Annotated in this window: 10 protein-coding genes; 6 read left to right on the forward strand and 4 right to left on the reverse strand. The window is 37.8% G+C overall.

Annotated elements, in window-relative coordinates; translation table 11 throughout:
- Positions 1 to 195: 195 nt before the first annotated feature.
- The 6 genes from alaS (at position 196) to B8967_RS11090 (ending at position 10,817) form a co-directional block, all read left to right on the forward strand.
- Positions 196 to 2,799 carry an alanine--tRNA ligase gene (gene alaS / locus B8967_RS11065; protein WP_084086133.1) on the forward strand — a complete coding sequence of 868 codons (2,604 nt, stop codon included), beginning with the start codon at positions 196 to 198 and terminating at the stop codon, positions 2,797 to 2,799.
- 192 nt (positions 2,800 to 2,991) lie between these two features.
- On the forward strand, positions 2,992 to 4,470 hold the full coding sequence (locus B8967_RS11070) for a hypothetical protein (RefSeq protein WP_047487869.1): 1,479 nt from the start codon (positions 2,992 to 2,994) through the stop codon (positions 4,468 to 4,470).
- A gap of 65 nt (positions 4,471 to 4,535) precedes the next feature.
- Entirely contained in the window at positions 4,536 to 6,356 is a 1,821-nt protein-coding gene (locus B8967_RS11075; protein WP_084086134.1) for a cytochrome-c peroxidase, read from the forward strand.
- Between the two features lie 333 nt (positions 6,357 to 6,689).
- Complete coding sequence (locus B8967_RS11080) at positions 6,690 to 9,044, forward strand: hypothetical protein (protein WP_228406129.1); 2,355 nt, start codon at positions 6,690 to 6,692, stop codon at positions 9,042 to 9,044.
- A 58-nt stretch (positions 9,045 to 9,102) separates the two neighbouring features.
- Positions 9,103 to 9,339: a hypothetical protein gene (locus B8967_RS11085; protein ID WP_047487860.1), complete on the forward strand. Its 237-nt coding sequence runs from the start codon at positions 9,103 to 9,105 to the stop codon at positions 9,337 to 9,339.
- 8 nt (positions 9,340 to 9,347) lie between these two features.
- Positions 9,348 to 10,817 carry a M20/M25/M40 family metallo-hydrolase gene (locus B8967_RS11090; RefSeq protein WP_084086136.1) on the forward strand — a complete coding sequence of 490 codons (1,470 nt, stop codon included), beginning with the start codon at positions 9,348 to 9,350 and terminating at the stop codon, positions 10,815 to 10,817.
- A gap of 128 nt (positions 10,818 to 10,945) precedes the next feature.
- Here B8967_RS11090 and ilvA read toward each other — a convergent pair whose 3' ends face one another.
- The 4 genes from ilvA to ilvB are packed head-to-tail and all read right to left on the reverse strand — an operon-like array spanning position 10,946 to position 15,329.
- A complete protein-coding gene (ilvA, locus tag B8967_RS11095; RefSeq protein WP_084086137.1) occupies positions 10,946 to 12,208 on the reverse strand; it encodes a threonine ammonia-lyase in 1,263 nt (420 codons plus the stop codon).
- Positions 12,209 to 12,220: 12 nt separating this feature from the next.
- Entirely contained in the window at positions 12,221 to 13,267 is a 1,047-nt protein-coding gene (ilvC, locus tag B8967_RS11100; RefSeq protein WP_047487852.1) for a ketol-acid reductoisomerase, read from the reverse strand.
- Between the two features lie 45 nt (positions 13,268 to 13,312).
- Positions 13,313 to 13,594, reverse strand: a complete 282-nt coding sequence (locus B8967_RS11105; RefSeq protein ID WP_052188586.1) for an ACT domain-containing protein — start codon at positions 13,592 to 13,594, stop codon at positions 13,313 to 13,315.
- A 10-nt stretch (positions 13,595 to 13,604) separates the two neighbouring features.
- Positions 13,605 to 15,329, reverse strand: coding sequence for a biosynthetic-type acetolactate synthase large subunit (gene ilvB / locus B8967_RS11110; RefSeq protein WP_084086138.1), 1,725 nt, complete (start codon positions 15,327 to 15,329; stop codon positions 13,605 to 13,607).
- Between the last annotated feature and the right edge of the window lies 1 nt (position 15,330).

The following is a 15,330-nucleotide window of genomic DNA, read 5'->3' on the forward strand; positions in this document are numbered from 1 at the left end:
AAGGCTGATTGCCCGAACCCATATAATCCTTTTATGAGCATCCTCGTGGCTAAAAATAAAAGCCATACCCGATTATTATGCCGGACATTTGATAAAACCTATCCGAAAATATTCAATAGTAGATATTAAATCACCTAAAAACATTAAATTTGCATCTTATCAAAATTTGATACGTTAAAAAGCAAAAGCAATACTATGACATCACAAGAGATACGTCAAAAATTTTTAGATTATTTTAAAAGTAAAGACCACCTGATCGTTCCTTCAGCTCCTATTGTGCTGAAAGACGACCCTACCCTTATGTTTTCCAACTCAGGAATGACGCAGTTCAAAGATTTTTTCTTAGGCTACAAAACGCCTACCGCCCCAAGAATTGCCGATACACAAAAGTGTCTGAGAGTTTCAGGGAAGCATAATGACCTGGATGATGTAGGTAGAGATACTTATCACCATACCATGTTTGAAATGTTAGGAAACTGGTCTTTCGGGGATTACTTTAAAAAAGAGGCTATTGCTTTTGCCTGGGAATTATTAGTTGATGTATACGGAATTCCAAAAGACAATTTATATGTCACTATTTTTGAAGGGGATGCTTCTGAAAATCTTGACAGAGACCAGGATGCTTATGACTTCTGGAAATCTCATATTTCAGAGGACAGAATCATTAATGGAAATAAAAAAGATAATTTCTGGGAAATGGGTGAAAGCGGACCATGTGGACCGTGTTCAGAGATCCATATCGATTTAAGGACTCCGGAAGAAAAAGCTGCTGTTCCCGGGATTACACTGGTAAATCAGGATCATCCACAGGTAGTGGAAGTATGGAATCTGGTTTTCATGGAATTCAACAGAAAAGCAGACAAATCTTTGGAAAAACTTCCTGCTCAGCATGTGGATACAGGGATGGGATTTGAGCGTCTTTGTATGGCACTTCAAGGAAAGTCTTCCAATTATGACACTGACGTTTTTACACCGCTGATCTCAAAAGTAGAAGAACTTTCCGGTAAAAAATATACAGGTATTCTAGAGGACGAAAAAGATATCGCTATCCGTGTGGTGGTAGACCACATCAGAGCGGTTTCTTTTGCTATAGCTGACGGACAACTGCCTTCCAACGGAGGTGCCGGATACGTTATCAGAAGGATTTTAAGAAGAGGTATTTCTTATGCTTACAGATTCCTGGGAATGAAAGAACCTTTCCTTTTTGAATTGGTAACTGTTCTTCAGGATCAAATGGGTAAATTCTTCCCTGAATTGGAGAAACAAGGTAAACTGGTTTCAGAAGTTATTAAAAGTGAGGAAGAATCATTCTTAAAAACCATTGAAAACGGACTGATCAGAGTTGAAAAATTAATTCAGCAGACCATTGCTGATGATTTAAAAGTATTACCAAGCGAGGAAGTTTTCGAACTGTATGATACCTATGGTTTCCCAGATGACTTAACAAGAATTATTGCTGAGGAAAAAGGATTAACCATTGATGAGGCTGGATTTAAAGCTGAGATGGAAAAGCAGAAACAACGTTCCAAATCTGACTCTGCTCAAAAAGTATACGATTGGGTAGTTTTAGAAGAAAAGCCGGAAACATTCGTTGGATATGATCAAACGGAATCCGAAACCTATATTACCCGATACAGAAAGGTAGAAAATAAAGACGGAGAATTTTATCAGGTAGTACTGAGCAGCTCTCCATTCTATCCTGAAGGTGGTGGACAAGTTGGAGATAAAGGAATGCTGGAAAATGCTGCTGAAAGTTTTGAAGTATTGGAAACGAAGAAAGAAAACGGATTGATTATTTCATTGATCAACGGTCTTCCAAAAGATGCAGGAGCGATTTTCTACGCTAAAGTAAATGCTTCTGACAGAAAAAATTCTCAGGCTAACCACTCTGTGACTCACCTTTTACATGAGGCATTAAGAGATGTTTTAGGAACTCACGTAGAACAGAAAGGTTCGTATGTAGGCCCTGATTATCTTCGTTTCGATTTCTCTCATTTCAATAAAATGACGGAAGAAGAATTAGCTTTAATTGAAGAAAAAGTAAATCATAAGATCAAAGAAAGTATTGCTTTACAGGAATTCAGAAGTATTCCTATTAAGGAGGCTTTGGAGAAAGGAGCAATGGCTTTGTTTGGTGAAAAATATGGTGACAGTGTAAGAATGATCCAATTTGGAAGTTCAAAAGAACTTTGCGGAGGAACTCACGTAAAAAACACCAGTGAAATTGGTCACTTCAAAATCACTTCTGAAGGTTCTGCTGCTGCAGGAATCAGAAGAATTGAAGCGATTTCTGGAGATAAATCTGAAGAATATTTCAAAAACCTGGAACAGCAGATAATTGAGCTTTCTCAATTACTGAAGTCTAAAGATGTAGTAAGATCTATCGAAAAACTTATCGAAGAAAATGCATCATTAAAATCTGAAGTAGATGCTCTAAAAAAAGAGAAGGCAAAAGGAGAAATTGGCGACTGGAAAAATGCTTATGAGCAGAAGGGAAACAAACAGCTTTTGGTAAAGAAAACTTCTTTGGATGCAGGTTCTGTTAAAGACATCGTATTCCAGCTGAAAAGAGAAATCCCAACTTCTGTGACTATCATTCTGTCTGATGCAGACGGAAAACCTATGATCACTGTAGGAGTATCTGATGATCTAGCAGCAGATTATCAGGCCGGAGCTATCGTAAAAGATCTTGCTAAAGAGATCCAAGGTGGTGGTGGTGGAAACCCTGGTTTTGCAACTGCCGGAGGTAAAAACCTGGATGGATTAGAAAATGCTTACCAAAAAGCATTACATATTTAAAATAGAGTATTATTACCATATTTAAAAAGGCTGTTTCAGATGAAGCAGCCTTTTTTTATTTATAACCGTTCTAATTATTGATCTTATCTTAACAAACCATTGCTTAATCTTAAACTATTTGTTTTGTCTTATTAAAACCCAGTTAACACCAGACCATTAGTTTTGTCCTAATCGAAATTCAAAAAAGTAATTATGAAAATTAACAAAACTATTGGCGCTCTATTGTTTGCTGCTCTTGTATTCCAAGGCTGTAATGACGACAATAACGGGGATAGCAATACCCCTGTCAATGATAAAATCAAACTTGAAAATTTTTCTAAAGAATCCGCTTTCGTTTTTGGAATGCCAGGTTTTGAAAATTTAAATATCACCACACTTATTTCAAGTTCTGATATTCTTTCAGGTTCTCCAGACTTTGTTTTTGGAGGTCAGCCGGACGGAATGGGCATCATGAGGGATCCTAATTCAGACGGTTATCTGATGATCACCAACCATGAGATCAAACAATCTGTATCAAGAGTATATTTAGATAAAACTTTCAGACCTGTAAAAGGGGAATATATTCTTAATGGAACAGGAGGAATGACAAGATTGTGTTCTGCTACATTAGCTACTCCTGAAACTCATGGTTTCAGTGCTTTTCTTACTGCCGGAGAATCTGGTGAAGAAAGTATGGTTCATGCTTTAAATCCATTAGCAGCAGCTTCCCAGGCATCAGATAAAACCAGAGTTAAGCCGGCCTTAGGAAAAGCCTCTATGGAAAATGCAGTTCCTCTTCCTAAAGATGTATCGAACGGAAAATCTTATATCATCATCGGTGAAGATCAGTCTTATTCTTCTTCTCATCAGTCTGCAGGACAATTGATCATGTACGTAGCCAATACACAGGGAGATCTGGATAACGGAAAGTTATATTCTTTAAAAAGAACAAACAATAACTATACTGAAACTGACATGGTAAAAGGCAGCAGTTATGATGTAGAGTTCGTTGAAATTCCTAATGCTAAAAACCTGACAGGAGCTCAGATCAATCAGAAAAATATAGATAATAATGCAATCCGTTTTTCAAGGGTTGAAGATGTAGATTACAGAAAAGGAGCAGGAAAAGGAAGAGAAGTTTATTTTACAGCTACCGGAGAATCTTCTGACGGAGTGAACCCAAAACCGGGATTAACGATGTGGGGAAGGGTTTATAAGCTTGTTCTTAATTCCAATAATATGTTGACAGGAAAGTTGGAAGTTGTTGCAGAAGGAGATTCCAACCCTGGTCATAATCTTATCAATCCGGATAACCTGTGTGTTACTGAAAACTATGTATATATTCAGGAAGACGGAGATTCTTATTATAAGGCTGCAGGTCATGATTCTTACATATGGCAGCTTAATATCGGTACGAAACAGTATAAACCATGGTTGAATATGAAACACAACAGAAATGATTCGGCATGGCAGACTGCATATAACCAATCCGGAGATCTTCAGAAGTTCGGTTCATGGGAATTTGGAGCAATGACTGATATTTCAGACATCATAGGTGTTCCCAACACCTTTACGGTAAACATTCATTCTCATACGTGGCAGCTGGATAAATTTAAAAATCCTGACGGTTCCGGAGTCAATACCAATAAAGAGGGCGGACAGGTTGTCATTATCAGAAACGTAGAAAAATAATTGTAATCACCTCATAAAAATCAAAAGTATCAATGGAAAACTTCTGTTGATACTTTTTCATACCTATGAAGAAACTTTCAAAATATCCGATATTCCTGTTTTTATATTCAGCAGCTGCTCTTTTCATTCTTTCCTATTGTAAAAGTGATAAGCATCTGCCTGCTTCTGAGGATCTGGGTTCTGTAAAAAATCAGATTATCAAGAACACTGATACCTTTGAAAAACAGATCAATGAACTGACAGTTCTTGTTTCCAACAATTCTGATGAAAAAAAACTTCAGGAGAAGTTTGAGGAACTTAGAAAAACCTACAAAAAAATGGAATGGGCTGTGGAATATTTCCTTCCCCACTCTGCCAGATTCATTAATGGTCCTGCTCTGCCGGAAATAGAAATGGATGAACATACGGAAATAGAACCGGAAGGTTTACAGGTATTGGAAGAAATGTTGTATCCTTATGATCAGGGAAACAAAGAGGAGGCTATCAGGTTTTTAAAAAAATTAATTAATAAAAGCAATACTATTGAAACCAATTTCCAGGTCATAACTGTCAGTAGAGATCAGGTTTTCGATGCTTTAAGACAGGAAGTTTTCAGAATTTCAAGTTTGGGTATTTCAGGTTTTGACACTCCTATTTCCGGAACATTTTTGAAGGAGATTCCTTACTCTCTACAAGGGGTTAAGCAAACATTGCAGCAGATTTCCACCGATCAGTCAAAGAATAAAGCATTGAAAAGCATACTTAATGAAATTGATACAGCTAGTGAGATTCTGAAAAAAAATACGGACAAGAATACGTTTGATTATGTCAATTTTATTCCGGACCATTTCAATAAGATCACCTCTTTACTGCTTGACTTTAAAAATCAGGAAAAGATTCCTGATGTTGAGGTAACTACTGCTCTTCATAAAAACGCAGCTACTTTTTTTTCTAAAAATGCATTCAATCCCAATGCCTTTACCCCTGGAAAAGAATTTGCATTTTCTAATGAGAAAGCAGCTCTTGGCCAACAGCTTTTTAATGATAAAATGTTATCCAATAACAACAACAGAAGCTGTACAACATGTCATATTCCTGAAAAAGCATTTACTGACGGACTCGCCAAGTCTATGTCGCTTGAAAATTCGGAACTGTCCCGGAATGCTCCTTCTCTTAATTATGCAGGATTTCAGCATGGGCAATTTTGGGATATGAGAAAAGATGATCTGGAGGGACAAAGCTCCGATGTTATCTCAAATAAAGAAGAAATGCATGGAGACCTTAATGTGATCCTTGCTAAGATCAACCAGGACAAAAAATATCAGACAGCCTTTACAAAAATTTACCATTCTCAAAAGACAGAGGCATGGCAGCTGCAGAATGTATTGGCCAGCTACATTCGTTCTTTGGCAAAATTCAATGCTGATTTTGATGAGTATATGCGTGGAAACAAGTCTGCCATGACAGCTCATCAAAAAAGAGGGTTTAATCTTTTTGTGGGGAAAGCACAATGTGCCATATGCCACTTCATCCCTTTATTCAATGGTACCGTACCTCCAACTTTCAAAAAAACAGAACAGGAAGTATTGGGAGTCGCTGTGAACGGAGATAACACCACTTTTGACAACGATTTAGGAAGAGGAAAATTTCATGAAACAGTGGCAACATTACAGCATTCTTTTAAAACACCTACGCTTAGAAACATCAATAAAACAGCTCCTTATATGCACAACGGAGGCTATAAAACATTGAAAGAAGTCATGAACTTTTATAATAAAGGTGGTGGAAAGGGTGTTGGATTTGAAGTAGATAACCAGACACTTTCCGATGCTCCTTTACAACTTACGGATCAGGAGATGGATGATATTATTGAATTTATGAAGGCGTTGGATGATAAAAACCCGTAAAACCAAACACCAAATATGCAATTTGCTACCCTTCGAATGGAGAAAAATGACAGCTCATCAAACAGAAGCCCAGTGAAAAGCTGTACCAATAGTGAAGAGTGGTATAATAGCACCAATTTTTCATTATGCATTCCGAATCCCATAGCTTGTACCCCTAACCCTAATAAGTCTACTTTTAGTGTTCACAAACCTTGATTTTACCATTATAAAATTAGATGAAATCAATGTTATAGTCCGTTAAAAACTTTTCTAAAACAATAAATATTAGTACTTTTGACATAGTTTTTTCAAATGAAAAGGGGTTTACTATTACTATTTTTTTTAATCAGCTTTTTGGGGTATTCACAATTAAAAATTAAAATTGTTGATGACACCAATCAAAAGCCTGTTCCCAGCGCTAAAATCTCCTGTGGCGACAAAATCCTTGGCTACACTAATGCTCAGGGAGTTCTGGAATTCAAATCAACATGTAAGTCCATAGATATTGAAGCTGAATCTTATCAAAAAGAAACGGCAACAGTAGAAAGCAGCATGGAAATTTCGCTGATTAAAAAAACGGCAAAAACCACCTCTATTGATGCTGTTGTCATTGAAGACAAAAGCGATCCAAGGGCATTGGAGATCCTTAAAAAAGTCAATAAACTTTTCTATGAAAACTCTCCAAAAAGTTTAGGCTCCTATTCTTATAAATCTTATGAGAAAATATCTCTGGATATTGATGAAGACAGCATTTCTCAGTTTCAGGAATATTTCAATGACTTAAACATGTTCAAGAAAAAGAGAGAAAAAGATTCATTAAACAATATTTCCGCAAGAAAAATCTTTGCCAAGAGTAAACTGTTTCTTTGGGAAAGAGCACAGGAGTTTTTATATTCGAAAAAATACGGTGAGAAGATCAATATTCTGGACAACAGAATTTCCGGGCTGAAACAGCCGATCTATGAAATGATCGCACTTCAGCAAAGTAACAGAGATGTGGTTCCTGAACAGATCAAGCAGGAGAACAGAGGCTTATACAGATTCTATCTATCCGATACCGTAGAATTGGATGGCAGAAAAAATTTCGTCATCCGTTTCCGGGAGGTGAATTACAAAAACCCAGACAGAAAAAGAAAATACAATGGTGCTATTTATGTAGATACCGAGACCTACGGCGTTAAAAAAATTGAAAATTTCAGTAAAAATAAAAACGACGGAATTATCACCAGCACCTGGGTATTTTACAATAACAAATGGTTTCTTGCCCACGAAAAAACAAAGCTTAAAATGGGCAAAATGGCCATGGATGACAAAGACCATCTTAATAAGAAAGATAAAAAAAGCTTTGCTACCTATGCTTTTCTCACTTCAAAATATTTTGACTTTGAGGCCCCCATTAATGAAAATCCTAAAGACTTTAAAGGATATACTTTCTCTGTAAAGAATATTGACGGACATTCACTAAACCAGTACAGGACCGATCCGCTTACTGAAAGAGAGCAGAATACCTATAAAACAATAGACAGCTTAGGAAAAAAATATAAAATAGATGGTAAAGCCCAGATTTTATCCGGTTTACTCAACGGGCAAATCAGAATTCGTTCTGTAGATCTTGCCGTGGATGAAATTGTAAATTACAACTCTTACGAGGGATTCAGACTGGGATTAAAAGCCAAAATCAATGAAAACTTCAATCCTTATTTTTCCCCGGATTATTATTTTGCTTATGGAGTAAAAGACAGAAGATGGAAATATGGAATGGGATTAGACATGAAAACCACTCTGGAGAAAAATTCATTCTTCAGGTTTGAATTCTATGACGATGTAACGGCTTCAGGTGAATTCTACCGCAGACTCTGGAACTTCAAGATGAGGATGATGAATTTTGGAAACAACCTGAATAATGATAAGTATTTTCATTTTAAAGGAGTTTCTTTATCTTACCTGAATGATGTCACCAACGGCCTTACCCTTGCCTTTGCGGTGAGAAGAAATATTGAAGAGGCTCAATTTGACTATCAGTTCAGAAATGAGGGTTCGTCATTCAAGAATTTAAATACTTTGTTTACTTTAAAATACTCTCCCAACTCAACCAATATTATGACTCCCCAGGGGAAATCCCTGATTGATCAGAAATATCCCGAGCTCTATTTTAACTATGAACAAAGCTACAGAATAGCGGGTGGAGATTTTAATTACTCCCGTTTTGATGCCCTTTTCGTCCATAATTTTAAAACCCCCATTGGAACTACCGGTTTCAGATTATATGGAGGAATGGTTTTCGGAGAAGCTCCTATCTGGAAAAACTTTACCATGAACGGACTTGCCTCTCCAGGGAAGGATTTCAATTTCAACCTTACCTCATATCTTGGGTTTGCAACACTGGAAGGTGGAAAATATTACAATGATAAGTTTGTGGCGTATTACTTCACCCATAAGCTTCCGTTTTATTTCAAAAGTTTTGGACATAATGTTTCCAGCTTTGACTTCGTCTTGAGAGGAACGATTGGAAACATGAAATATCCCGAATACCATCAGTTCCGGTTCAAACCTCTGAATCACCTGTATCAGGAAGTTGGTCTGGAATGGAATAATTTCCTGTCAAGTTATTTTAACCTTGGATTATTCTACAGGGTAGGTTATTATACCACCCCGAATTTCAAACAGAATTTTGCCATACAGTTTAAATTGAAGTTCTTAGAATTTTAAGCCTTCAGGTCCCTACTCCCCTAACATTATACATTATACATTATACATTAATAATAACATGCAGAAAATCGAAATACAAGCAGAACAGTTTTTTGAATTATTAAGATTAAAAGATACCTCCATGTGGGCAATTTTCTCACAGATGATGGATGGAAATGAAAAGGAAATCATATTTTTAGATAATGATCATAAAATTCTTTTCAACTATATTCTACCTTCCACCCCTGAAAAGCTGGAAGAAGACAGAATAGAATTTTCAAAACAGTTTTCAGAAAAACTGGCTCACTTTAATTAAAAATTCACATGAATAAATACTCTATTTTTTCCTTGCTGAGTTTACTTTTCTTCAGTATAGGAAATGCTCAGAATTATAAAAAGCCTTTGGTTTCTGCCCTTAAAGAAGCCGATCTTAAAAAGGATATGTATGAGCTTGCTGCAGACCAATTCTGGGGGCGGGAAGCAGGAACTTTAGATGAATTAAAAGTTTCCATGTGGCTTGCTGACAAAGCTAAAGAAGCAGGAATGAAACCTGCCGGGGATAACGGAACATTTTTCCAGTTCTTTGATATGTACAGGCATCAGGTTATTCCGCAAAGCAGTCTGAAAATTGGAGATAAAAACCTTAGATTATGGAAAGATTTCCTGGTGGCAGAGCCTGTAAATGCATCGGTGGATGCTGAAATTGTGTATGCCGGAAATACCGAACCTGAAAATCTTTCTACCTTGAATATCAAAGGAAAGGTGCTTGCAGTCTATGCTTCTGATAAAAACATAGACAAAGAAATGACCCTTTTTGTAAGAAGATATCCCGGATTTGTACGCACCAAATATTACAATAAAGCTTATGAACTGGGAGCCAAGGCCATTATTTTCATCACTGACGATATGTCTGAGCAAAGCTGGCCGGAAGTACTTCCTCAAATGACCAGAGGCAGCTACGGAGTGGAGGGCCTAAGAGAAAAAATAACCCAGAACATTCCTGTGCTATGGATCAAAAGGGAAAATGCAGGCTGGGTAAAAAACAACCCTAAAATCTCACTGAACCTGATTACAGAAACCTACAAATATCCGTCCGTTAATATCATTGGAAAAATAGATGGAACAGATCCTGCACTTAAAGACGAATATGTTTTATTGAGCGGACATCAGGATCATGACGGGATCAGACATCCTGTAAAAAACGATACGATCTATAATGGTGCTGACGACAATGCCAGTACCTGTGTAGCCATGTTGGCTATGGCAAGAGCTTACAAAAAGCAACCTGGAAAAAGAAGTATTTTATTTGTTTTCCATGGTGCAGAAGAGAGAGGATTATTGGGTTCCAGATGGCACGCCGCCCATCCTGTAGTTCCTAAGGAGAAAATTGTAGCCGTACTGAATGGTGATATGATTGGAAGAAATTCTAATGATGAAGCAGCTTTATTAGGAGGAAATGCACCCCACAAAAACTCTGAAGAATTGGTAAAAATGGCAGAAGATGCCAATAATGAAAGTACAAAATTCCGCTATTTAAAAGATTGGGACTCCCCGAATCATGCAGAATTTTTCTACTTCAGAAGCGATCATCTTCCTTATGCTAAAATTGGAATCCCTGCAATATTTTTCACCAGCGTACTGCATGACCAGTATCACACTCCGCAGGATGAATCTGAAAATATCAACTATAAAAAGCTTTATAAAATGACTGAATGGATGTACAGAACCTCCTGGAAAGTAGCTAATGAAGTGGAAAGACCCAAAGTAATTTCAAATTTTTCCCTTGAAAGATAAATAACAAAAAGCTTCACAAATTGTGAAGCTTTTTTCATCATTGAGTTTTTAGACAGGAATAAAAATACATAAGGAAATTTCTTTACTTTTTATTTTATATTCCCAAATGCCTGATTGTATTTTAATAACTAAATAAGAAGATTCATTAAAGACGGATCATTGTTCAGGTAATTAACGAAAAAATCATATTTTTTCATGTTATGGATCAATGGCGTAAAATCTTCATTATGCTTTAAAGCGATCCCCACAACGGCTATTCCTTTTTCTTTTGAGTTTTTTTGGGTATACTCAAAAAAGGTAATATCATCATCTGGTCCCAAAACATCGATTACAAAAGTTTTCAATGCGCCGGGACGCTGCGGAAATCTGACCAGAAAATAATGTTTTAAGCCGGCATGCAGCAAAGCTTTTTCTTTGATTTCTTCCATACGGGTGATATCATTATTGCTTCCGCTGATGACGCAGACTACATTTTTCCCTTTTATTTCGTCTTTATATCTTTCCAGTGCTGCTACTGATAAAGCTCCGGCTGGTTCTACGACAATGGCATCTTTATTATACAGAGATAATATGGTTTCACAAACCAGCCCCTCATCCACTGTAGCCATGTCATATAATACATCTTTACAAAGCTCAAAAGTAAGATTTCCTACCTGCTGTACTGCAGCTCCGTCTACAAACCGGCTTATCTTTTCAAGCAATACAGGCCTTCCTTTTTCCAGCGCTTTTTTCATACTTGCAGCAGCGGAAGGTTCTACGCCAATGATTTTTGTTTGTGGAGACAGTTCCTGAAATACAGAACAAACCCCTGCAGCCAATCCTCCTCCTCCTATTGGAACAAAAAGATAATCTACCGGTTCTTTTGACTGCTCCAGAATCTCAAGTCCTACTGTAGCCTGGCCTTCAATGATCGCCGGATCATCAAAAGGATGAATAAATATTCCGTCATTCTCACTACAGAACCTCATCGCAGCATCTTTTGCTTCGTCAAAAGTATCTCCATGCAATACAACATCTATATAATTTCCTCCAAACATCTTTACCTGTTCCAGTTTTTGTCCCGGCGTAGGTAAAGGCATAAAGATCGTTCCTCTGACTTTCATGGTCTGACACGCAAAGGCAACTCCCTGGGCATGATTTCCGGCACTCGCACAAACAAGTCCTCTGCCAAGATCTTCCTGAGACATCGTCGCCATTTTATTGTAAGCTCCCCTGATTTTATAAGATCTTACCCTTTGAAGGTCTTCTCTTTTAAAACTGATATTCGCATCATACACTGCTGACAGATTATTATTAAGTGCTAAGGGGGTTTTTACAACCACATTTTTTAGTCTTTCCTCCGCTTTATAGACATTCTCCAAAACGGAGGACCCTATTTCCTCTTTCATCATTTTTTTGGGTGATTAATTATTTTCAGGTCTCAGGCTTCGGACCGTCTTTCCTGCTTTCCACATTTCACTTTCTCTTAGTTCAGTCAGTTCTACTTCTAATTTTTCCCTGTAGTCTGGCTTGCTGTTACTATCAATAGAACGCTGTGCCTCATTTCCTTTAGCTACACTGTCGTACAGTTCCTCAAATAAAGGAGATGTAGCATCTCTAAAACGTTTCCACCAATCCAGTGCTCCTCTTTGTGCTGTCGTACTGCAGTTGGCATACATCCAGTCCATTCCGTTTTCGGCAACCAAAGGCATTAATGACTGAGTTAATTCTTCTACAGTTTCGTTAAATGCTTCGGAAGGGCTATGTCCGTTTTTTCTTAAAACATCATATTGTGCGGCAAATATTCCCTGTACAGCTCCCATCAGTGTTCCGCGCTCTCCGGCAAGATCACTGTATACTTCTTTTTTAAAGTCGGTTTCAAATAAATAACCACTTCCAATTGCTATTCCAAGAGCTGATACTCTTTCTCTTGCATTTCCCGTAGCATCCTGATACACTGCAAAACTACTGTTCAGTCCTCTATTTTGAAGGAACATTCTTCTCAATGAAGTTCCCGAACCTTTAGGGGCTACTAAAAAAACGTCAACATCTTTCGGAGGCACTATTCCTGTACGCTCATTAAAAGTAATTCCGAAACCATGAGAAAAATACAGTGCTTTTCCTGGGGTAAGATGCTGTTTTACTTTAGGCCAGTATTCTATTTGTGCAGCATCACTTAAAAGATAGCAGATAATACTTCCTTTTTGTAATGCCTCTTCTATTTCAAATAATGTTTCTCCGGGAACAAAACCGTCCGCTACTGCTTTATCCCATGATTTGGAATTTTTTCGCTGTCCCACAATGACATTGATTCCGTTATCTTTTTGATTAAGGGCCTGCCCCGGACCTTGTACTCCGTATCCTATAACTGCTACCACTTCATCTTTTAATACTTCCTGGGCTTTTTCTAATGGAAACTCATTTCTTGTTACTACGTTTTCCTCTACTCCTCCAAAATTCAATTTTGCCATTTTTTTGATTTTATTTGTTATTGATTATGTTGATTTATTATATATTTAGCTTGCATATTCTATGACCGACAGGTGTGGATTTCTATGATAATGAACTTCCAAAACATCTACCTGTTTTTCTACCTGCCGGGTAATCTTCTGAACCGATTCTTCTGTTTCTTTGATTACAATGACAAACTTTTTTACTCTTTCTATTTCAGAAGGTCCCACATTGAAGGTGACCATAGAGATCCTTCTTCTGGAAAAAATGGCATTGATCCTGCTGATCAACCCTAAATAATCTTCTGTATACGCTGTAATGGTATATTCTTTATGTTCTGTTTTCATCTTTCTTTTTTTAAAACTTATTATTCAGTACAATCTCTGAAACACTTTTTCCCTGTGGGATCATTGGAAATACATTATGCTCTTTCCCTGTCATGACTTCGAGGAGAAAAGCTCCATTATAATCAAGCATTTCACGGAGAGCTTCTTCGAGTTCTTCTCTTTTGGATGTTCTTCTTCCGGCAATACCATATCCTTTTGCCACCTGTACAAAATCCGGACTCTGAATATCCACTGATGAATATCTTTCCTGGTGAAATAATTCCTGCCACTGTCTTACCATACCCAGGTAACAGTTGTTCAGAATTAGAATTTTGATGTCAGGGCGAAACTGCATAATCGTCCCCAGCTCCTGAATATTCATCTGAGCACCTCCATCTCCCATGATCGCAATAACAGGACGATTGCTTAATGCATATGAAGCTCCCACTGCAGCAGGAAGACAGAACCCCATTGTTCCCAATCCTCCACTTGTCACATTGGTTCGTGAATGCTTAAACCGTGAATACCGGCAGGCAGCCATCTGGTGCTGTCCCACGTCTGTTACTATTACAGCTTCACCCGCTGTCATTTCGTTGAGACACCGAATAATTTCCCCCATGGTCAGCTCACCCTCTTCAGGATACAATTCATCATTGATCAGGTTATCTTTTTCAGTTTCAAAACAGTCTTTAAATCTCTGATGCCACTCCGGGTGCGCTCTGTTTATAATTCTCTCTGTGAGAAGAGGCAGGGTTTCTTTACAATTTCCGAGGACAGGTACATCTGCTTTTACATTTTTATTGATCTCTGCTTTATCAATATCCAAATGAATGACCTTAGCCTGCTTTACATACTGATCCAGCCTCCCGGTAACCCGGTCATCAAAGCGCATTCCCACGGCAATCAGAACATCACATTCATTAGAAAGTATATTAGGTCCATAATTTCCGTGCATTCCTACCATTCCTACCGCCTGGGGATGGTCTGTAGAAATAGCACTCATCCCTAAAACAGTCCAGGCTACAGGAATTCCTGATTTTTCGGCAAATTCTAAAAACTCTTTTTCTGCTTTTCCCAGTAAAATTCCCTGTCCGGCAATGATAAACGGCTTCTTAGCATCATTAATGAGACTTGCCGCTTTTTCAATATTTTCAAGACAAGGATCAGGATCAGGTTTATAGCTTCTTAATGAATAACATGGAGAATATCCTTTATATATGACATTCTGTAATTGTGCATTTTTGGTTACATCAATCAGTACCGGTCCTGGGCGGCCTGATTTTGCAATATAGAATGCTTTTGCTAGTACTTCCGGAAGTTCATGAGCATCCGTTACCTGATAATTCCATTTGGTAACAGGACTTGTTATATTCATGACATCAATCTCCTGAAAAGCATCTGTTCCCAGAAGGTGTTCAAAAACCTGTCCCGTAATGCATACCACAGGCGTATTATCCAGTAAAGCATCCGCTAACCCTGTAACAAGATTAGTCGCTCCAGGTCCGCTGGTAGCCAATACGACCCCTACTTCTCCTGAAACTCTTGCCAATCCCTGTGCTGCATGTACTGCTGCCTGCTCATGACGAACCAGGATGTGTTCCAGCTTTCCCTGATAATCGTAAAGGGCATCATAAATAGGAATAATAGCTCCTCCGGGATATCCGAAAACTGTTTTTATCCCTTCCTGAAGAAATGCTTCAAGTATAATCCGGCTTCCGCTAAGTTCTGTTTCTATCGATAAATTTAAATTCTCCATG

Source organism: Chryseobacterium sp. YR221 (assembly GCF_900176315.1).
Lineage (GTDB): Bacteria > Bacteroidota > Bacteroidia > Flavobacteriales > Weeksellaceae > Chryseobacterium > Chryseobacterium rhizosphaerae.